Origin of the sequence: Burkholderia sp. 4M9327F10, assembly GCF_005503145.1 — a bacterium.
Taxonomy (GTDB): Bacteria; Pseudomonadota; Gammaproteobacteria; order Burkholderiales; family Burkholderiaceae; genus Paraburkholderia.
In genome coordinates this window covers 349,712-368,462 of sequence record NZ_SCNV01000001.1, presented here as the reverse complement: position 1 = coordinate 368,462, position 18,751 = coordinate 349,712, and the positions used below count along the sequence as shown (strand labels likewise).

General features: G+C 65.0%; 17 protein-coding genes. 5 read left to right on the top strand and 12 right to left on the bottom strand.

Annotated elements, in window-relative coordinates; all coding sequences use genetic code 11:
* Window positions 1-4: 4 nt before the first annotated feature.
* From FFS45_RS01635 to FFS45_RS01610, 6 genes are all read right to left on the bottom strand, one after another.
* Window positions 5-727 (bottom strand): PIG-L family deacetylase, encoded by a 723-nt coding sequence (locus tag FFS45_RS01635; RefSeq protein WP_137952922.1) that lies wholly within the window; start codon window positions 725-727, stop codon window positions 5-7.
* 252 nt (window positions 728-979) lie between these two features.
* Window positions 980-1,567, bottom strand: coding sequence for a nucleotidyltransferase family protein (locus tag FFS45_RS01630; protein ID WP_137952921.1), 588 nt, complete (start codon window positions 1,565-1,567; stop codon window positions 980-982).
* A gap of 182 nt (window positions 1,568-1,749) precedes the next feature.
* Entirely contained in the window at window positions 1,750-4,008 is a 2,259-nt protein-coding gene (locus FFS45_RS01625; protein WP_249362530.1) for a xanthine dehydrogenase family protein molybdopterin-binding subunit, read from the bottom strand.
* A complete protein-coding gene (locus tag FFS45_RS01620) occupies window positions 4,005-5,006 on the bottom strand; it encodes a xanthine dehydrogenase family protein subunit M (protein WP_137952920.1) in 1,002 nt (333 codons plus the stop codon). The genes FFS45_RS01625 and FFS45_RS01620 overlap by 4 nt, the downstream gene beginning before the upstream one ends.
* A gap of 10 nt (window positions 5,007-5,016) precedes the next feature.
* Window positions 5,017-5,718: a 2Fe-2S iron-sulfur cluster-binding protein gene (locus tag FFS45_RS01615; protein ID WP_137952919.1), complete on the bottom strand. Its 702-nt coding sequence runs from the start codon at window positions 5,716-5,718 to the stop codon at window positions 5,017-5,019.
* A gap of 394 nt (window positions 5,719-6,112) precedes the next feature.
* Window positions 6,113-7,024: a LysR family transcriptional regulator gene (locus tag FFS45_RS01610; protein WP_137952918.1), complete on the bottom strand. Its 912-nt coding sequence runs from the start codon at window positions 7,022-7,024 to the stop codon at window positions 6,113-6,115.
* A 93-nt stretch (window positions 7,025-7,117) separates the two neighbouring features.
* Here FFS45_RS01610 and FFS45_RS01605 point away from each other — a divergent pair, with 93 nt between their 5' ends.
* Window positions 7,118-8,209 carry a zinc-binding dehydrogenase gene (locus FFS45_RS01605; protein ID WP_137952917.1) on the top strand — a complete coding sequence of 364 codons (1,092 nt, stop codon included), beginning with the start codon at window positions 7,118-7,120 and terminating at the stop codon, window positions 8,207-8,209.
* 6 nt (window positions 8,210-8,215) lie between these two features.
* On the opposite strand, the gene FFS45_RS01600 is transcribed toward FFS45_RS01605, so the two are convergent.
* From FFS45_RS01600 to FFS45_RS01590, 3 genes are all read right to left on the bottom strand, one after another.
* Window positions 8,216-9,547 (bottom strand): type II toxin-antitoxin system HipA family toxin, encoded by a 1,332-nt coding sequence (locus FFS45_RS01600; protein WP_137952916.1) that lies wholly within the window; start codon window positions 9,545-9,547, stop codon window positions 8,216-8,218.
* 2 nt (window positions 9,548-9,549) lie between these two features.
* Window positions 9,550-10,008 carry a helix-turn-helix transcriptional regulator gene (locus FFS45_RS01595; RefSeq protein WP_171029536.1) on the bottom strand — a complete coding sequence of 153 codons (459 nt, stop codon included), beginning with the start codon at window positions 10,006-10,008 and terminating at the stop codon, window positions 9,550-9,552.
* A gap of 379 nt (window positions 10,009-10,387) precedes the next feature.
* A complete protein-coding gene (locus FFS45_RS01590) occupies window positions 10,388-11,680 on the bottom strand; it encodes an aspartate carbamoyltransferase (protein WP_137952915.1) in 1,293 nt (430 codons plus the stop codon).
* A 338-nt stretch (window positions 11,681-12,018) separates the two neighbouring features.
* Between FFS45_RS01590 and dapA the strand changes: the two genes are divergently transcribed.
* The 4 genes from dapA to FFS45_RS01570 all read left to right on the top strand — a co-directional run bounded on the left by dapA (window position 12,019) and on the right by FFS45_RS01570 (window position 15,149).
* A complete protein-coding gene (gene dapA / locus FFS45_RS01585) occupies window positions 12,019-12,876 on the top strand; it encodes a 4-hydroxy-tetrahydrodipicolinate synthase (protein WP_137952914.1) in 858 nt (285 codons plus the stop codon).
* A gap of 360 nt (window positions 12,877-13,236) precedes the next feature.
* On the top strand, window positions 13,237-14,202 hold the full coding sequence (locus FFS45_RS01580; protein ID WP_137952913.1) for a M23 family metallopeptidase: 966 nt from the start codon (window positions 13,237-13,239) through the stop codon (window positions 14,200-14,202).
* The gene (locus tag FFS45_RS01575) at window positions 14,195-14,563 is read left to right on the top strand and encodes a hypothetical protein (protein ID WP_137952912.1); all 369 of its coding nucleotides are present in this window, start codon (window positions 14,195-14,197) and stop codon (window positions 14,561-14,563) included. The genes FFS45_RS01580 and FFS45_RS01575 overlap by 8 nt, the downstream gene beginning before the upstream one ends.
* A gap of 157 nt (window positions 14,564-14,720) precedes the next feature.
* Window positions 14,721-15,149, top strand: coding sequence for a polymer-forming cytoskeletal protein (locus FFS45_RS01570; protein ID WP_137952911.1), 429 nt, complete (start codon window positions 14,721-14,723; stop codon window positions 15,147-15,149).
* A gap of 54 nt (window positions 15,150-15,203) precedes the next feature.
* On the opposite strand, the gene FFS45_RS01565 is transcribed toward FFS45_RS01570, so the two are convergent.
* From FFS45_RS01565 to FFS45_RS01555, 3 genes are all read right to left on the bottom strand, one after another.
* The gene (locus tag FFS45_RS01565) at window positions 15,204-16,004 is read right to left on the bottom strand and encodes a hypothetical protein (RefSeq protein WP_137952910.1); all 801 of its coding nucleotides are present in this window, start codon (window positions 16,002-16,004) and stop codon (window positions 15,204-15,206) included.
* A gap of 109 nt (window positions 16,005-16,113) precedes the next feature.
* On the bottom strand, window positions 16,114-18,183 hold the full coding sequence (locus tag FFS45_RS01560) for an EAL domain-containing protein (protein WP_137952909.1): 2,070 nt from the start codon (window positions 18,181-18,183) through the stop codon (window positions 16,114-16,116).
* Between the two features lie 71 nt (window positions 18,184-18,254).
* Complete coding sequence (locus FFS45_RS01555; RefSeq protein ID WP_137952908.1) at window positions 18,255-18,716, bottom strand: rhodanese-like domain-containing protein; 462 nt, start codon at window positions 18,714-18,716, stop codon at window positions 18,255-18,257.
* Between the last annotated feature and the right edge of the window lie 35 nt (window positions 18,717-18,751).

The following is an 18,751-nucleotide window of genomic DNA, read 5'->3' as shown; positions in this document are numbered from 1 at the left end:
GACGTCACCTCGCGTGAGTGGAGCGGCGTCCCGCTGCGCGGGACACGCTCAACTGCCAGTAGTGTTCGGCGCGAAAGACGTCTTCGTAGCCATGCGGCCCGAATGCGCGTAACTGGCTCTCATAAGCATAGACCGCCTCGCGCTTTAAAAACGCCTGACGTTCGGCATCTATCCTGTGATCGACCGAGGGGTGCGCCGGCGTCGCCAGAATGCCGCGTTGCGCCAGATCCTCGAGGCGGGCTTCGACCACGCCCGGCTGGCGGCGGTGGATCGCATCCTCGTAGGCAAACCAGGTGAGATGCGATAGCCGCGGCAGGATTTCGCAGCAGGCGTCGTACACCAGCGCGTGATCGGCGTGGTGCAGGCCAAGCGGCATCACCAGCGTGTTCGCGGTCGAGCGGTAAATGGTTTCTTCAAGTGCCGCCGCCAGCTTGCTGATCGACGGCGAGTCCAGATACTGGCTGTCGCGAAACGGCATCCTTACGGGCACCGCGTCGAGCAACTCGAGCGCGCGGTTGTCCTCCAGCGTGCGCGCATTGACCGACTCATGAGCGCTCGCGAAACCGGCCTTGCGGTCCCATTCAGTTTGCATATCCGGTTCGGGCGCCGCCGCGAAGACGGTGCAGACTACGGCGTCGGGATGGGTGGCGAGCAACGCGCCGCAACTGAATACGGCGTCGTCGAAATGGGGCGAGACAACAAAGAGGCGCGGGCTGGTTTCGCTCATGAGAATCGCTTCAGGTTCGGGCTGGCGCGGGACGCTGCTTCCGGCATGACGACCGGGACGCGTCACCCAAGCTTAGTCGGTATTGGCGCGGCTTGCGTGCAACGTCTGCCTGTTCGCAAAGCCCGTGCCTGCCCGGCGAGGTTTCCTTCGGCCTTTCTCCAAACGTTCATCGTTGCCGGCGCACGCTTACTCCGGCCCCATGCAACGTGGTTGCTATAGCGGCTTACCTTGAGCGGGAGCGGGACGCCGCGCTCACATTCCGCGCAAATCCTCCGGTGTGTCCACGTCGCGCAGAATCCCCGGATCGTCGAGATCCAGCCGGGTGACCGGGTGGGCGGCGAGCAAGGCTCGCGCGCCGGTGTCGCCGTCGAGTTCCCGCAAGACATCGTAGTGCTCGGGGCTGAAGCCGACCGGGTGTCCGCGCTGACCCTGATAGAACGGCACCACGATCGATGCGCCGCCGTCGAGAGTGCGCGCCACGGCTTCCACGGTGGAGACGGCAATGCGCGGCATATCGGCGAGCGCGACAATCCAGCCTTCCGAATCGGCGCTCGCGTCGATGCCCGCGGCGAGGCTCGCGCCCATGCCGCGTTCGGCGTCGGCCGAAAACACCACGTCGCAACCGGCTTCGTTGAGCATGTGGGCCAGTGCCTCCGAACCGGGTCTCACCACGGCGATTACGTGGCTCACGACAAGCAGCAGGCGATGCGCGGCCTCGTGGGCGACGATGCCGCCATCCGGCATGCGGGCAAGCAGTTTGTTGTGGTGGCCGGCCGGATCGAATCGCGACCCGTAACCGGCGGCCAGCAGGACGCCGGTGGCGAGCGAGGCGTAGGCCATGGGCGGCACCTGAAGAGGGGATGAGGCCGATTGTGCGGCGCAACCGGCGCGCAGGCAAGCGGCAATGTGCCTGGAGGCGGGATGCGGGCGGCAGAGAGCCCGCGCGGACGCGCCTTGCGCTCGCGCGGATGTTCATTGCCTGTGTTTCCGCGGCTTGACCTGGGCGCGCCAGCGTGGCCGGGTCAAACCTGCGTCGTTGCCATCACCTTGTCGAGCGTGATCGGCAAATCGCGCACCCGCACGCCGGTGGCGTGATATACCGCATTCGCCAGCGCGGCCACCACGCCGGTCAGGCCAATCTCGCCGATGCCCCGGACGCCCAGCGAATTGATATGAGGATCGGGTTCGTCCAGGAACGTGACATCCAGCGAGCCGATATCCGCATTCACCGGCACGTGATACTCGGCGAGATTCATGTTGACGAAGCGGCCATAGCGCGAATCGAGCAGCGTGTCTTCTTCGAACGCGGCGCCTATGCCCCACACCATGCCGCCCATCATCTGGCTGCGCGCGGTTTTCAGATTGAGGACGCGGCCGATGTCATACACACCTACGATGCGCGGCACCCGGATCGTGCCGAGCTCCGCGTCGACATGGACCTCCGCGAACACCGCGCCGAACGAATGCAGCGAATACTCGCTGCGCTCCTGGCCGGGCTTCACGCTCACCACCGCGTCGATCGGCTTGCCGCCGGCGCGTGCGAGAATCGCAGCGGCGGGGTCGCGCAGTGACGGATTCGCGCGGCTCACGACCCAGCCGTTCTCCACGGTCACATCGGACGGTTGCAGGCCGTGCACCGGCGACGCATTGTCGGCCAGCGCGAGTGAGATCAACTGGTTACGCACCTGCGTGCAGGCGTCGTGCACCGCCGGCGACACGCTCGCCGCCGACTGTGAGCCGCCTGAGCCTGGCGCTTGCGGCAGGGTCGAATCGCCTAGCGCGAAGTGGATCTTTTCGGGCGGAAAGCCGAGCGCGTCGGCGGACACCTGGGTCATCACGGTGTAGGTGCCGGTGCCGAGATCCTGCGTGCCCGAGGCGACCATCGCGGTCCCGTCAGGCAGGATGCGCGCAATCGCCGCCGCCGGGCCGCGGTTGGCGGGGTAGGTGGCGGTTCCCATGCCGAGGCCGATCAGCGTTTGGCCGGAGCGCATCGAACGCGGTGTCGGCGTGCGCCGCGACCAGCCGATTTTCTCGGCGCCAATCTCGTAGCATTGACGCAGCGCCTTGCTCGAAAACGGCTTGTTCTCCTGCGGATCGACCTCGGCGTAGTTCTTGAGCCGCAGCGCGACCGGGTCCATCCTGAGTTTCCACGCGAGTTCGTCCATCGCGGATTCGAGCGCGAACGAGCCGGTTGTTTCGCCAGGCGCACGCATGAACGTGGGCGTCCCCAGGTTCAGCTGCACGAGGCGGTGCGTCGTCACCTGGTTCGGCACCGCGTAGAGCATGCGCGTGACCATGCAGCAGGTCTCGGTCCAGTCTTCGAACATCGAGGTGTTGGAGATGCTGTCGTGCCGCATGGCGGTGAGCGTGCCGTCGTGCTGCGCGGCGAGTACGAGATGCTGCTCGGTACGCGGACGCGCGCCCACTGAACCGAACATCTGCGGGCGCGTCAACGAGAGGCGCACTGGCCGGCCGGTCTGCTTCGAGGCCATCGCGCAGAGCACCACATGCGACCACGACGAGCCCTTGCTGCCGAAACCGCCGCCGATGAACGGCGAGATCACGCGCACGTTGTCGGGCGAGACGCCAAGCGCTATCGCCACGGCGCCGCGCGTACCGCTCACGCCCTGGGTGGAGTCGTGCAGCGTCAGTTGCGGGCCATCCCAATGCGCCATCGTGGCGTGCGGCTCCATGGGGTTGTGATGTTCAATGGGTGTCGTATAGACAGCGTCGATGTGAACGTTGCCGCTGGCGAGGCCCGCAGCGTAATCGCCGCGCTGCGTGTCGGTCTGGCGGCCCTGCGGGGTGATCGGCGCGTGCGCGTTTGCCTTGGCGCCGGTGAAGTCGTGCGTGCCGGGCGTGGCCTGATAGGCGATGCGTAGTTGCTGCGCGGCATCGGTGGCGCGTTCCAGCGTATCGGCGACAACCACGGCGACCGGCTCGTTGCTGTAATTGATCTGATTGTTCTGCAACAGCGACAGATGACGGCTGGCCGGCGTCGCCTGTGGCGGACGTCCGCCGTTAGGCAGGCGCGGCGCGTTCTGATACGTCATCACCAGCAGCACGCCCGGCATGGATTGCGCCCGGCTCGCGTCGATCGACGCAATGCTGCCGCTCGAGATCGTGCTCGTCACCAGCACCGCATGCGCGATGCGCGCCTCGGGGAATTCCGCGGCGTAGCGGGCTTCGCCGGTGACTTTCAGCAGGCCGTCGGTGCGGTCCATCGGTTGGCCGACCAGTGGGGTGCTCGTACCCGTATCCGTGCTCATATTCGTAGTCATGCGACCTCTCCCGTCCGTCCGGCAGCCTGATTCACGGCGCGCACGATCGAGCGTTGCGCGAGCAGCACCTTGAAGCGGTTGCCGCTGAGCGGCTGCGCCTCGCCTACCGCGGCCGCGGCGGCAGCGCGCAGCCTTGCATCGGTGAGCGGCTGTCCGCTCAGCATCTGCTCTGCGACGCTCGCACGCCATGGTTTATGGGCGACGCCGCCTAACGCAATCCGGGCGCTCTTTACGGTGTTGCCGTCCATTTGCAGGGCTGCGGCCACTGAGACGAGCGCAAACGCGTAACTCGCGCGATCGCGCACTTTCAGGTAGTGGGAATGGTCGCTAAAGAGCGGGGGCGGCAGGTCGACCGCCGTGATCAGTTCGCCCGGTTGCAACGTCGTATCCACCTCCGGACGGTCAGCAGGAAGGCGGTGAAATTCCCCGATCGGAATCGTGCGCTCGCCACGCGGACCGCTTACGCGCACCACGGCATCGAGCGCCGCGAGCGCCACGCTCATGTCCGATGGGTTCACGGCGACACATTGCGAGCTGGCGCCGAGAATCGCATGTGTGCGGTTTTGCCCTTCTATCGACGCGCAGCCGCTGCCTGGCTGGCGCTTGTTGCATTGCGTGAAGGCCGTGTCGTAGAAGTAGCCGCAACGGGTGCGCTGCATCAGATTGCCGCCCACCGTTGCCATGTTGCGCAACTGCGGCGAAGCGCCCGCCAGAAACGCTTGCGAGAGCAGGGGATAAGGCTCGCGCACGAGCGCGTGATTGGCCGCGTCGCTGTTGCGCACCAGCGCGCCGATGCGCAGGCCGCCGTCGGGCAGCGTGCCGATGGTGTCGAGCCCGCGCAAGTGCGTGATATCGACGAGGTGCACGGGCCGCTCCACGCCGCCTTTCATCAGATCCAGCAGATTGGTGCCGCCGGCGATAAACATCGTGCCGGGTTGCTGCGCCGCGCGCAGCGCGCTGCTGACGTCCACAGCGCGTTCATAGGAGATCGCGTCCATGCCGGGCCCCCTAGGCGTTGCCAGTGTCGCCGCCGTGCACGGCGCGCACGGCGGCGACGATATTCGCATACGCACCGCAGCGGCAGATATTGCCGCTCATGCGTTCGCGGATTTCGTCGTCGGAGAGTTGCACGGGACGGCTGCGTACATCGGCGGTGACGGTGCTGGCCGTGCCGCTATTGAACTCGCTCAGCAGTGCGGTCGCGGAGCACAGTTGCCCCGGCGTACAGTAGCCGCACTGGAACGCGTCATGTTCGATAAAGGCGCGCTGGATGGGACTCAGCACGCCGCTGCTGGCCAGACCCTCGACGGTTGTGATCGCCTCGCCCTCGTGCATTACCGCAAGCGTGAGGCACGAGTTGATGCGCCGGCCGTTCGCCAGCACCGTGCATGCGCCGCATTGGCCGCGGTCGCAGCCCTTCTTCGTGCCCATCAGGCCGGCGTATTCGCGCAGCGCATCGAGCAATGTCACGCGCGGTTCCAGTTGCAGCGTGTAGGCGCGGCCGTTGATGTTGAGCGTGACGGGCCGTGGCGGCTCAGGCGTGCGGGCTTCGGCGGGCGGCGCCGCGGCGGGCTGGGTCTGCGCCTGCAGATGCGGCGCGACGCCGACGGTCGCGGCGGCCGCAGCGGATTGCAGGAAGCGCCGGCGCGACGGTTGGCTGGGGCTGATGGGTTCTTCGTCCGAACCCGGGGGGACTCGATTCCTGGACATAACGTTCTGTTTGCTCCATGAAAGGCCGATGCAATGCGCTGACAACCAAGGGTCAAGCAATTTCGATGCCCCAGCGGTGCCTGGCGGCTCGTGTGGGCGGCGGCCGGACAGGGCGAAACCGCGCGGGACAGAAAGCGGCTAGCGAGGACAGGCGGGCACGAGCGGACACAAGCGTACACAAGCGGGCACCACGCAGCATGACTGCACGTTGCGATTAACTATACGCAATGTGAGCGATGATCAGACGCCGTATATCGGGTCAAAACCGAAACACTGTTTTGTGCGATATGCGGGGCTGACGCTGCGGTTGCAGCCAGGTGTGAGAGAGGGTACTCAGGCCGGTGCCGCAAGCCTGAATACCGCCTTATTGATAAGGCATGCAGACTAAAAGAGCTTATGCCGCGGCTAGTTCCGTGAGCGTTTCGCGCAGCCATACTAGCGCCGGATCGACATGATTGCGCGGATGCCACGCGAGAAACAGGGTGAAGCCGCGCGCTTCGAACGGCAGTTCGAAAAGGTCGAGCTGGTTGAGATGGCGCCGGGCAAAGCGCGCGGGCAGGGTAGACACATAATCCGAATTCGCCAGTAGCTCCGGCACCAGCGTGAAATGCTGGACCGAAAGCGCGACGCGCCGCTCACGGCCGAGTGCGTCGAGATGCTCGTCCATGAAGCCGTGGAAGCTGCCGCCGCTGGTCGACACGAGCACATGGTCTAGCGCGCAATACGTCTCCAGGTCGAGCGGTGCTGTGCCGCGCGGATGCCCCTTGCGCTGCGCGAACACGAAGCGCTCGTCGTGCAGTTTGCGAGCTTTCATCGAGGCGGGAACCATCCGCTCCGAGCCGAGCAGCAGATCGATCTCGCCTCGTTCGAGGCGCTCGGCCACCGACGGCTGATCGGCCACGACGAAGGCGATGCGCACGCGCGGCCCGGCCAGTTCGGGCAGCCGCTCCATCAAGGGCAGGCCGAGCACGGAGGTGGCGTTGTCGTTGGCGGCGATCACGAAACGGCGCGTATCGGCATGCGGATCGAAGGCCGGCTGGTGGCGCACCACCACTTCAAGGTTCTTCAACGCTGCATGCAACGGCTCCATCAGGGTCAGCGCCCGTGCGCTGCGCGTCATGCCGCGACCGGTTTCGGCGGGGATCAGCAGCGGGTCGCCGAAGATTTGCCGCAGCCGCGCGAGCTGCGTCGAGACGGCCGGCTGCGTCAGATGCAGACGCTCGGCGGCGCGGGTGACGTTGGACTCGGCCAGCAGGGCGTCGAGCGAAACCAGCAGGTTCAGGTCGATACCGCGAAGATCAATCATATTGATGGGTCGCATTCCAGTAATTGATTTCAAGAATACGTAGCCGCTCGCTAGAGTTCAAGCGTTCACCCAACCTCTCTTCTGGAGTCAGACATGAAAGCCTGGATGCTCGATCAGCCCGGTCAACCGCTCGCCCTGCGCGAGGTCGCACAGCCGCAGCCGCGCCGTGGGGCGGTGCTGGTGCGTATGGAAGCGGTGCCGCTCCTCAGTTACACGCGCAACTACATCATGGGCAAGCTGCCCTATGCGTATCCGCCGGGACCGTTTTCGCCAGGGACCAACGGCGTGGGCCGGGTGGAGGCGCTCGGCGAGGGTGTGGTGGCGTTCCGCGTGGGTCAGCGAGTGGCCGTGAACCCTTACTGGATCGCGGACGAAACGGTGCGCGAACCGGCCCAGGCGCTGCTCGGCCTGACGGCGATCAGTGCCGACAGCCCTGCGCTGCTGGCCGAGTTTCCGCACGGCACATGGCGCGAACTGGCTGAATTCCCGGCGGCGACGCTGATTGCGCTGGACGGCCTCGACAGCACGCCTGCCGCGCGGCTTGCCGTGCTCGCCAAGCTTGTGGTGCCGTTCGGCGGCTTGCGTCGCGGCCGTCTCGCCGCTGGCGAGACGGTGGTGGTGAACGGCGCGAGTGGTTACTTCGGCTCGGCAGCGGTGCTGGCTGCGCTCGCCATGGGCGCGAGCCGGGTGGTCGCGCTCGGCAGGCGGGTGGAGCCGCTGCAGGCGCTCGTCGAGCAGGGGCGCGGGCGGGTGGTTCCGGTTGTGTTGTCCGGCGACGTGGCGCAAGACGCTGCGGCGATTCGCGCTGCGTCGGGCGGCGGCGCGGATCTCGCCTTCGACATGGTTGGCCAGGCGAGCGATCCCCACGCGACGCTCGCCGCCTTGCGCAGTTTGCGCCGGGGTGGCCGGTTGGTGCTGATGGGCAGCATGCAGGTGGACTTGCCGATTGCCTATCAGGAGATGCTGCTGAACAACTGGGAGTTGATCGGCCACTTCATGTACACGCGCGCTGACTATCTCGCGCTGGTGGCGTTGGTTGCGTCGGGGCAAATCTCACTGGATGCAGTGGAGCTGAAATCGTATTCATTCGCCGATCTGGAGGAGGCGATCGACGCGGCCGGTGAGATGGCGGGACTGCAATGCACGGTGGTGGGTTCGGCGGCCGGGCAGGCCTGGGGAGGATGAAGAAGCCTACTGGCCGGCGAGCCTGGTGCTTTGCCGCAGCAGCCCCGCGAAGATCGCATCGGATACATCCCGGGGGAAGCCGGCCGGCAACTGCGCCGCTACCTGTGCGACGACTTCCTCGGTCATATCCGTCAAGGCCGTAATCATCTCTTCGACATCGGCCGGGGCCAGCGTCACGCGTTGGCCCTGCGCAATCCAGTGACTGCGGCGGATTTCATGGATCAGGTAGTGGGCGTTCTTGCCTCGTACCGCCATGGCAAGCTTGACCCGGCGCGCGGGAAGCCGGTTCGCGCCGGCGCCGGTGATCGGGTGCGCGGAAAGAACGTCATAAAGCGGTGTGGCCTTATAGGCGTTCGACTTCAGGTGGGCGATGCTGAAATTCTTCGCGTGACCGTCGGTTGCGGCGAGCATCCAGAAGACCATCTGCGTCATGAAGAAATTGCGCTGGTCGATTGCAGCGTGCTCGGAACCGGCCAGCACTTCCATCACTTTCTGGATTCCCGGACCACCCTCCGATTCATACTTCGCCTCCGCGGGCGTGCCGGTTGCCTGGCACATATCTTCCTGCGGAAGCCGCAGGATCCAGGAATGATCGCTCGCGAGCCTGCGGTCGAAGCGCTCGACAATGAGCACTTTCTGGTCCTCGAAGGTAGCGATTTCGCAGTTGGCGACAGGCAAACCATACGCGGCCACGATCTTCGAGCACAGCCACTCGTTTTCCACGGAGGTGCGCATGTCGGCGCGCATGTTTCCGACGAGGCCAAGCGGTAGTTTCAGGATGTGAGTGGTCGGTGTGCTGCCTTCTGGAAGGAGCCACTGGCCGTCGTGCCTCAGAAGCGCTGTCTTTTCCTGCGCACCGGCGATCGACAGGCGCAGGTCGTCGATCGGTTCGTGCTGGCCCGGCAGGGGCGGCGCGGTAATTTCGCGCAGCAGAAGGGCGACGTCCGCCTCATTCAATGGACGGGCGCGGATCTGCTCGAGATCGTCGGGTGTTTCGTCGGGTGGCAGCATCTGGAGAGCACCAACGCAGTCGCGACCCAGCGTGGCCAGCAGCTCGAAAGGCGACGTGCCGCCGGTCTTGTAGCGCCCGGCAATGCGCTCGCGGATCGCACGGCTGTCGGGCAACAGGTTATCGAAATAGTCCGACACGACCTTCCCCCGATAGGGCTGGTTGCCGGCCGTAAAAGGCAGCGAGAGCGAAAGGGGTCGCCCTTGCTCGTCCGCGATCCAGTCTTCGAAGTAGGTCAGCTTTTCCCCGTCCCGGGTGGTCTCCCATGCTCCCACGGGCAGGCCGTTCATCCAGAGATTCAGGCTTTTGGTGTGCGCGCGGCGGCCCATTGTTACCAGTCCTCCCGCTTCCTGGTGGCAGCGCCGGGCGGAGCGGCCCGCTTGCGTGCGGCGGCCGGCTTCGGCGCTCCCCGGCCGCTCGCGGATGTGGAGCCGGTCTTCGCTGCACTTGCTGGCGGCGTTGCCTGCGAGAGGGTTCCGCGCTTTTTCGCTGCACCGCCCTGCGCCGCCTTGGCCGTTGGCTTGACTGGCGCAGCCCGCCCGGGCGTGTGGGCGGCGTGCATCGCCGGGGCCGCTGCCGCCTGGGTCAGAACGATACTGGCCTTGAGGATCTTCAAAACGCGGAATAGCCGATCGATGCTGGCGGATTCGGGCTTCGCTTCGAGCTGGGCATAGGTCTGCTGGGTGACCCCCAGGCGGGCCGCCACCTGCGCCTGTGTGAGCCCTGCCGCCTTGCGGAAGCCCACGAGGAGCGGGCGCAGTTGGCGGGGGGTTTTGACGGGATAGTCCACGGCGAGCTCCGGTGAGCGCAAAAACAGGGTATGGGCTGTAAATGGCAAAAACAGTATATCGTCTGTATTTGCCGAATACAAACGATAGGCTGTAAATTTAAAATACAGGAAATTGGCTGTAAATGCCAAATACAGGAAATAGCCTGTATCCGTGTGCCATGTGAGGGAAGCCGGGCCAAGCCTTTCGCCGTGGCTAATGCGGGGCTAGCAGGGGTAATCAGGGGCCGCCCGGGCTATGGGACCGCGCGACTCGAGTGGCCCATCCGCGGCCTATCTGCAGCCTATCCGCGGCGGATGAAGACGTGCCTCAAGCAGCGGACTCACTCTGCCCGGAGCGCGGCCAACCCCGGTTGGAGCGGGCCGCCGCTTGTCATTTCACTTAATCGATGCCGTGAAACACCGCATCGTCCGGGCCGAGGTAGACCGGCGGCCGCCAGGCCGCATCGCGCATCGAATGCTGGACGAGCTTCTCGACGCCGAGCAGCACCGCGAAAATCGCCATCCGCACCGGGATGCCGTTGTCGGTCTGGCGGAAGATGGCGAGGCGCGAATCGTGATTCAGGTCGACGCTCAGGTCGTTTGCGCCCGGCCGGCTATCGCGCGGCAGCGGGTGCATGATCAGCGTGTCGAGTCCGCACACGCTGTCCACCAGGGCCTGGTTGATCTGGAAGTCGGGCGTATAGCCTTCGAACGATTCGTCCGCGAAACGCTCTTTCTGGATGCGCGTGGCGTACACCACGTCGGCGCCGCGCAGGCCTGCCTTGAGGTCGTGGGTCTGCTCGATCACGTGATCGTTGCGCGAAATCTGCTCGACGATATAGCCAGGCATTTCCAGCGACGGCGGCGAGATCAGTGTGAACTTGATGCCGCGATACAGCGCCAGCAGCTTGACCAGCGAATGCACGGTGCGGCCGTACTTGAGGTCGCCGACCAGCGCGATATGCGAGCCGTCGACAATCTTGCCGAGGCGCGAGAATTCACGCTGGATGGTGTACAGGTCCAGCAGCGCCTGGCTCGGATGCTCGCCGGGGCCGTCGCCACCGTTGATCACCGGCACGTTGGTGGCGCGTGCGAATTCGGCCACCGAGCCTTGCTCCGGATGGCGGATCACAAGGGCGTCCACATAGCCGCTCATCACCCGGCTCGTGTCATAGATCGACTCGCCTTTGGCCATCGACGAAAACGTGAAGCCGGTGGTGTCGCACACGGAGCCGCCCAGCCGGCAGAACGCCGCGCCGAAGCTCACGCGTGTGCGGGTACTCGCCTCGAAGAACAGGTTGCCGAGCACCGCGCCCTCCAGCACGCGGGAGATTTTGCGGCGCCGGGCAATCGGCTGCATGATGTCCGCCACCCGGAACAGGGCCTCGACCGAATCGCGCGAGAACTGGTCCACCGAGAGCAGTTGCGGCTTGCCTTCAAACAGCATCTGGCTGGCGAGCGACTGCGAGTCTACGCTTTGCGTATAGTTTTCGCCTGGCTCGCCGTGCACCACGATTTCCGACACGAAGCGCTCGACGATCTCCGGCATGGCCCGCGATTCCTGCGAGTCGTCGGGCAGCAGCCACGTGTCCAGAGCCCGGCGCGACACACCGATGCGGCTGGCGAAGGTGTCGCGGGTCATGTTGAGGCGGCGCATGGCGTCGCGGAGGAAGGCTTGTTGCGGGACGCTCATGCGGGTCACCTTTTAGATAGGGTTAATGTACGCGTTGCGTATATTAGATTGACGGCAGGAGAAGTCAAGCAATTTTGCGACTGGTGTTACACTGCTGGCCATGGAAACCGGCCAACTGCTCCGCTCAACCGCAACCCGCCTCGCGCTCGCGAGCGTGGCGTCTGCCTGCGCGGCCGTTAGCGCCAAAGCCAAAAAACAGCTGCTCATCTGACCGGAGCCTGCTGTTCCGTCAGATGTGCGACGGAACAGTCATCCAGGGCTCGCGTTTTACCTCCCGCTTTTGACCCCTTCCTCGCCAGGCTGAACGGAATCGATACGGTCGCGTTCGAGGTTAAGTCATGTCTATTTTTTCGGGTATCTGGGTTCCTGTTGTCACGCCGTTCGCCGACGGCGCTGTCGATCACGCCGCGTTGCGGCGGCTGGTGCATGTCTATGCCGAAGCGGGCGTAGCGGGTCTCGTCGCCCTCGGCACCACCGGCGAGCCGGCGGCGCTCGAGGCCGCCGAGCAGGATGCGGTGCTCGCGACCATCCTCGCCGAGGCGGGCGCGCTGCCGGTGCTGGCGGGCGTGGCCGGCAATCAGGCCGCGAGCCTGCGCTCACGCATTGCGCAGTTAAACGAGTTGCCGGTAGCGGGCGTGCTGATTTCGGCGCCTTACTACATCCGGCCTTCGCAAGCGGGCCTGATCGAGCATTTCACGAGCCTGGCCGACCTCAGCAGTAAGCCGGTCGTGCTGTACGACATCCCGTATCGCACCGGCGTGCGTCTTGAACTCGCGACCCTGCTGACCCTGGCCGCACATCCGCGGATCCAGGCAGTCAAGGACTGCGCCGGATCGCTCGACACCACGCTCGCGCTGATCCTCGACGGCCGCCTGCAGGTGCTCGCCGGCGACGACATCAATCTGTTCAACACACTGTGCATGGGCGGCAGCGGCGCGATTGCGGCGTCGGCGCACGTGCAGCCCGAGCGCTTCGTGGCGCTGTACCGAGCGCTCAAGGCAGGACGGCTCGACGAGGGACGAGCGATTTTTCACTCGCTCGCGCCGTTGATCCGGGCACTCTGCTCGGAGCCGAATCCTGGTCCTGTGAAGGCCGCGCTGGCGGGCCTTGGATTGATCCGCGACGAGCTGCGTGCGCCGATGACGAGTGCGTCGGACGAACTGCATGAGCATCTGCGTCAATTGCTGGCGGCCTGAACGCAAGACCGCCACGACGATATAGATAGATTTGGAATCCTATGTAATATGAGCGGGCCCGGACGGCGTAAAACGCGCCGTCAAAGCCCGGCTGTTTCTCGATACGCACCCGATCAGAGTATGGCGGGAGGGGCTGGTTCGGCTCGCCTTGCGCGCCTGCCAATTTGAGATGAAGACTCGCGGTGAGAGGGGATAATTTGCGCCCTTGTCTTTCATACTGCGTCGGCAGTTGTCCGACTTACGCTGCATGCCGGTTAGTCCCTTCGCTGCCAACTTGTCCCCCGTCCCGCCTGCCGGCGGTGTCCGTGCGCGCCGCGATGAGTCCGCGCTGTGTTGCGCGCCGCAGAGCGGGAGCGTCTGATGTCGTCGATTCTCGGTGCGCACAGCCAGCTCAGCAGCGGCGAGATCCGCTTTGTCACCCGGCGCCGCGCGCGGGCAATCGCGGTTGCCGCTGCCCTCGGCGCCTCGGTGCTGTCTCTCGCGGCGGGCGTCGCGATTGGCTTGCATTTACCCGCCCATGGCGCAGCAGGATCGGGCAGCCTGGCCGTGAACCGCGTCGAGCACGACTACGCAATCGATCAACTCGGCAAGCTGAGCGCCACGATGGCGCAGATCGAGCCGCGCATCGAGCGCTTGACGATTGAAGTCGGCAGCCTGCGCGATTTCGAAGCCCGGTTGAACACGCCGAAAGCACCGCCGCGCGTACCGGCCAAGGCGGGGGATCCGGCGGATCAGGATACGTCCGACGCGGACGGCGAAGGCGGCCCGTCCTTGCCGCCGCGACCCTGCATTGAACGCAATGCGCGGCCCTCGCGCGGCGACGCCGCCTCGACCCGGCAGCAGCTCGATTGCATGAACGCCACGATCTCCGCACTCGAGCACGAGACGGACCTGCACGAAGTGGCGTTTAGCGCCTTTCCCGGCCGGATGCCGGTCGAGGGCGCGCGCTTCGGTTCGCCGTTCGGCAATCGCATCGATCCGTTCACGCAGAAGCTCAGCTTTCACCCGGGCGTCGATCTGGTGGCGCCGGCCGGAACGCCGATTCTTGCCGCAGCCGGTGGCCGGGTGATTTTCGCGGGGCCGAAAGGCGGCTACGGCAACGCGCTGGAAATCGACCATGGCAATGGCCTTATCACGCGCTACGGTCACGCCTCACGCATTCTCGTGCATGAAGGCGAACTGGTGCTGCCGCGCCAGCATGTGGCCGACATCGGCACGACGGGTCGTTCGACCGGGCCGCATCTGCATTTCGAAGTACTGGTGAATGGAACGGCGGTCGATCCCGCTGCCTATCTTGCGCTGTTCGGCGCCAATGCTCATGCTTGATCTTCGTTCGGCCCGCATCGCGGACGGTCTCACGCAGCGCACCTATGCGCTGCAGCCGGTGCGCTCGCGCACCGTTCGCATTGCCCGCTGGATCGCCGTCCTGGTTTGCGGCGTGGCAATGGGTGCGGCAGGGATGCTCTGGTATGCGTCGCAGCACGCCATGCTGCCGGCGCAATGCGCGGGCTTGAAGGTCTCGCCGGATGGCGTGCAAGCCGAGCTCGAACGCACGCGGCTCGCGCTCGCGCAGGAGTCCACCGCGCGGGCAGCCGTGCAAAAGGCCGCCGACGCCTCGGCCGCCGATGCGAGCCGCCTGAATAGCGAACTGCTGTTTCTGCGCGGCCAGAGCCAGAAGCGCAACTGAGCACTGCGGCGAAGAGCGCTGCGTCACGGAGGACTGAAGTACGGGTCAAGCACGACTCAAGCATGGCTCAGGCATGACTCAGGCACTATCCAGACCCGCACGTCGCGCGGCCCGGCAAGATGCGACAAACGTTTCCCATTCCCGTTAGAGACTACTTATGTTCAACAACAAGAAGAAATCCGCGAGCATTCAGCACACCAAACTTGCTACCCTGATTGCCCATGACGTGCGCATGACCGGCGACCTCGAATTCAGCGAAGGCCTGAGGATGGACGGCCATGTGCGCGGAAACGTCACCGGCAAGGCGGGCACGCAGACCTTGCTCGTGCTGAGCGATCGTGGCTCGATCGAGGGCAATGTGCATGGCTATGACGTGGTGGTGAACGGCAAGATCGTCGGCGACGTGATTGCCGACCACTTCGTCGAACTGCAGCCCAACGCGCATGTGACCGGCAACATCTATTACCAGCAACTGCGCATGGACTGCGGCGCCTCCGTGGACGGCAAGCTGACGCGGCGCGAGGCGCCCGCGGCGCCTACCCTGATTGGCGGCGATGTGGGCGATTCCGAACCCCGGCCGCTCTAAGTGCCTGAAGTGTTGCGCGGTGCCTGCTGTTGAGCTGCATCACACCCAATGAATTCAGGTGAGATCCGGCAGGGACGCTCGCGGCCCCTGCGCGCCCCGATCCGGCAGCCCGGGCACTTCAGGCGCATCGTCGAGCAGCACAGGGTTGAGCGGTGCGGGCCGCTGTGCGGCTTCCCTGTCGAGATTGGCAAGCATCCCCTGCTCGACGATCAGATACTGCAAGGCCAGCACAATCAAGCCGATGATCAGCAGCAGATCGCCGGCAAACACCACCGCGTAGACTGCGGAGGTGGTCTGGGGGTTGCCGAGCAGGAGCGACAGGTTGCCGCGGTTCATCAGCACCAGCGTGAGCGGCACGGCCGCATTGAGGCTTGCAATCACGCTGGCGATCGCCACCAGCACGCGCGCCGGACCGAGGTCCGGGCGGCGTCGGCGGCATACCTCATAAAGCGTCAGCGCGCGGCACGGCAGGAAGAACAGTGTCAGCAGCGCGGCCCGGCACAGGGGCGGCGCGTTCAGCTTGTGCGCCAGTGCGAACAGCACGCAGAACAGCGCGGTGATCGCGAAACCCACGCGCAGCGACACGCTCGCGCCGAACAGCACACGCGTGCCGCTCCACACCAGGATGCGCGATTGCAGGCCCAGCACCGCGGTGGCGATCAGCAGCAGCCTGGTCGGCCACACCGCGTGCAGGCCGAAGCATGCGGCCGCTGCACTCATCAGAAAGAACGCGGCGGTCCAGTAGCGGAATGCCGCGACGCGCTCAAAGATGCGCGAGAGTGCCATGCAAACGATTGCGCTGCAGAGGAACGTCATCAGGCAAAGCGAATTGAACGTCGCAACATCGAATCTCATGAAGTCTCCAGCGGGCAAAGCCTGTCTGTTGCAACGCGTCGGTAAAAAATAGTTGCCGCCCAGCGTCGGCGGCTCGATTGATTGGCTGATTCACCTGTCGGCATACCGCCTAGACCGCCGCCATCCGTTGCTTGAGCAATGAGCTGAAGGCCTCTGCCTCCAGCGGTTTACCGAGTAAAAAGCCTTGCATCTCGTCGCACATCATGGCTTTGAGCTTGCCGAGCTGCGAGGCCGTTTCGACACCTTCCGCCACCACGTCCATGTCGAGTGAATGCGCGAGCGCGATGATCGCCGAGACGATCGCCGTACCCTCCGGACCCTGGTCATCCAGACCGTTGGTGAAAAACCGGTCGATCTTCAGTTGCTTGACACGGAAGCGCTGCAGGTAGGCAAGACTCGAATAACCGGTGCCGAAATCGTCAATGGCGATTTCGAAGCCGCTCGCGTGAAATTCGCGGATCATCTCGATCGTGCGCGGCGCGTCCTGCATGGCCACCGTTTCGGTGATCTCGAACATGATGCGATCGCATGTCACCTGTTCGTCCTGCACGATCTCGAGCACGCTCGAGACCAGGTTGGGCTGGGACAACTGGCGCGGCGACAGATTGATCGCCACCTTCATCGCTGGCAGGCCGTCGGCCATCCAGCGGCGGATCTGCCGGCAGGTTTCGCGCACGACCCAGTAGCCGATCTGCACGATCTGACCGGAGCGCTCGGCAATCGGAATGAATTCCATCGGCGCCAGCGTGCCGAGGAGCGGGTGGTTAAGGCGGATCAGCGCCTCGGCCCCCGCCAGTTCATTGCTGTCGCCGCGAAACTTGGGCTGGAAATTGAGCGTGAAATAGCCGGCGGTCAACGACTCGTGCAGCGCATGCTGGATCTGCAGCGTGCGCGTTGCCGCTTCGTTCATGCTGGCTTCGAAGAACCGGTAGGTGCTGCGTCCCGCGCGCTTGGCTTCGTACATCGCTGCATCGGCGTGCTTGAGCAGCGTGTCGACCGAGTCGCCGTCCTGTGGAAACAGTGCAATGCCGATACTTGGCATCACCTGCAACGGCTCGTTGTCGTTCCACACGCCCTCGCGCATGCGCTCCAGCACATTTTCCGCAATCAGCCGCGCGTCCTGGCGCGACGCCAGATTCTCGGACAGCACCACGAACTCGTCGCCACCCAGCCGCGCCACAGTGTCGGTGGCGCGGACGCAGGCCTGCAGGCGCTGGGCAAAGGTGCTCAGCAACTGATCGCCGGCGGAATGGCCGAGCGAGTCGTTGATGGTCTTGAAACCGTCCAGATCCATAAACAGGATCGCGAAGCTATTGTGACGGCGGCGCGCCAGTTCGATCGCGCTGTCGACCCGCTCGGTGAGCGTGGCGCGGTTCGGCAGGCCGGTCAGGGTGTCGAGCGTGGCGAGGCGCATGATCTGGCCGTTCAGGCTGGAGACGGCGCTCACAAGGAAGCTGGTCCTCGCATCGAAGCGCGACAGCATCAGCGTGACGATCAGGATCGCAAAGGTGAACAGGATCACGGCCGTGGCCAGCCACTCGGTATTGACGCCATGGGCGGCGCCGCAGATCGCGTCCACCGGAAAGTGCGCCGCGGCCATGCCGGCATAGTGCATGCCGCTGATTGCCACGGCCATCACCAGCGCCGCGCCAAAGCGCGCAAGCGTGACGTTGCGCTCGCCGTCGTCGCGCAGCCGGCGGGCTATCAGCAAGGCGGCCATCGAGGCGAAGACCGCAATCGCAATCGAGCCGGCGAACCAGGCCGGCTGGTAGTCGATACCGGGCTGCATGCGCATTGCGGCCATGCCGGTGTAGTGCATGCCCGCAATGCCGAGTCCCATCAGCACGCTGCCGGTTGCGAGATGAACGGGCGTCAGCCGTGCCCGGGTGGTGGCGAGCAGGGCCAGGTACGACACGACCACCGCGATGGCGAGCGAGCAGCCGGTCAGCGTAAAGTCATAGCCGAGCGGAATCGGTAGTGATAGCGCCAGCATGGCGATGAAGTGCATCGACCAGATGCCGACGCCCATGGCGGCTGCGCCGCCTGCCAGCCACGCGTGCCGCAGTCGTGACGATGCCAGCAGCGAGATGCGTCCGGTGAGGTCGAGGGCGGTGTACGACGCGAGCGTTGCGACGACGAACGAGACCGCCACCAGCCATAAGTTGTATGTGCCAAGCATGTTTAGTCCAGCCGTATAAGGGGAGACGGCTCAACTGGTTATCGACCGCTGGCAGCATTTGTTTAATGAATTTACCGGGAAAGCGCCTGGTTTTCGCGTGGCCCCGCGTGGGTGCTGGCTGCGGTCAATCCGAAACCCTCGTCGAGCCAGCCCGTGATCCCGCCAATCATCAACTTTACCGGCCGCCCGAGTTGCGCGAGACGCAGTGCGCCACGGGTGGCGCCGTTGCAATGCGGCCCGGCGCAATAGGTGACGAATAGCGTGTTCTCAGGGTAATCCACGAGCTTGGATGCCACGATCTTGCCGTGCGGCAGATTGATGGCGCCGGCGATATGTCCTTGTGAATACAGCGCCGGGCTGCGCACGTCGAGCAGCACGAAACCGGGTGTCACCTGGGCGAGTGCGGCAAACACATCGGAGCAATCGGTTTCGAAGCGCAGCGATGCCGCGAAATGCGTGAGGGCGGCGGCGCTGTCGGCCGCGGCGATGGCCGTCACGGCGTTGGTGGGGGCGAGTTCGTCAGCAGACGGCATGGCAAGGCTCCTGGGTGGGTTCGATGAGCCTTCAT

Coding starts and splice junctions, on each gene's coding strand:
- FFS45_RS01635 (WP_137952922.1), bottom strand. CDS start 727: ATGAGCGAAACCAGCCCGCGCCTCTTTGTTGTCTCGCCCCATTTCGAC.
- FFS45_RS01630 (WP_137952921.1), bottom strand. CDS start 1,567: ATGGCCTACGCCTCGCTCGCCACCGGCGTCCTGCTGGCCGCCGGTTAC.
- FFS45_RS01625 (WP_249362530.1), bottom strand. CDS start 4,008: ATGACTACGAATATGAGCACGGATACGGGTACGAGCACCCCACTGGTC.
- FFS45_RS01620 (WP_137952920.1), bottom strand. CDS start 5,006: ATGGACGCGATCTCCTATGAACGCGCTGTGGACGTCAGCAGCGCGCTG.
- FFS45_RS01615 (WP_137952919.1), bottom strand. CDS start 5,718: ATGTCCAGGAATCGAGTCCCCCCGGGTTCGGACGAAGAACCCATCAGC.
- FFS45_RS01610 (WP_137952918.1), bottom strand. CDS start 7,024: ATGATTGATCTTCGCGGTATCGACCTGAACCTGCTGGTTTCGCTCGAC.
- FFS45_RS01605 (WP_137952917.1), top strand. CDS start 7,118: ATGAAAGCCTGGATGCTCGATCAGCCCGGTCAACCGCTCGCCCTGCGC.
- FFS45_RS01600 (WP_137952916.1), bottom strand. CDS start 9,547: ATGGGCCGCCGCGCGCACACCAAAAGCCTGAATCTCTGGATGAACGGC.
- FFS45_RS01590 (WP_137952915.1), bottom strand. CDS start 11,680: ATGAGCGTCCCGCAACAAGCCTTCCTCCGCGACGCCATGCGCCGCCTC.
- dapA (WP_137952914.1), top strand. CDS start 12,019: ATGTCTATTTTTTCGGGTATCTGGGTTCCTGTTGTCACGCCGTTCGCC.
- FFS45_RS01580 (WP_137952913.1), top strand. CDS start 13,237: ATGTCGTCGATTCTCGGTGCGCACAGCCAGCTCAGCAGCGGCGAGATC.
- FFS45_RS01575 (WP_137952912.1), top strand. CDS start 14,195: ATGCTTGATCTTCGTTCGGCCCGCATCGCGGACGGTCTCACGCAGCGC.
- FFS45_RS01570 (WP_137952911.1), top strand. CDS start 14,721: ATGTTCAACAACAAGAAGAAATCCGCGAGCATTCAGCACACCAAACTT.
- FFS45_RS01565 (WP_137952910.1), bottom strand. CDS start 16,004: ATGAGATTCGATGTTGCGACGTTCAATTCGCTTTGCCTGATGACGTTC.
- FFS45_RS01560 (WP_137952909.1), bottom strand. CDS start 18,183: ATGCTTGGCACATACAACTTATGGCTGGTGGCGGTCTCGTTCGTCGTC.
- FFS45_RS01555 (WP_137952908.1), bottom strand. CDS start 18,716: ATGCCGTCTGCTGACGAACTCGCCCCCACCAACGCCGTGACGGCCATC.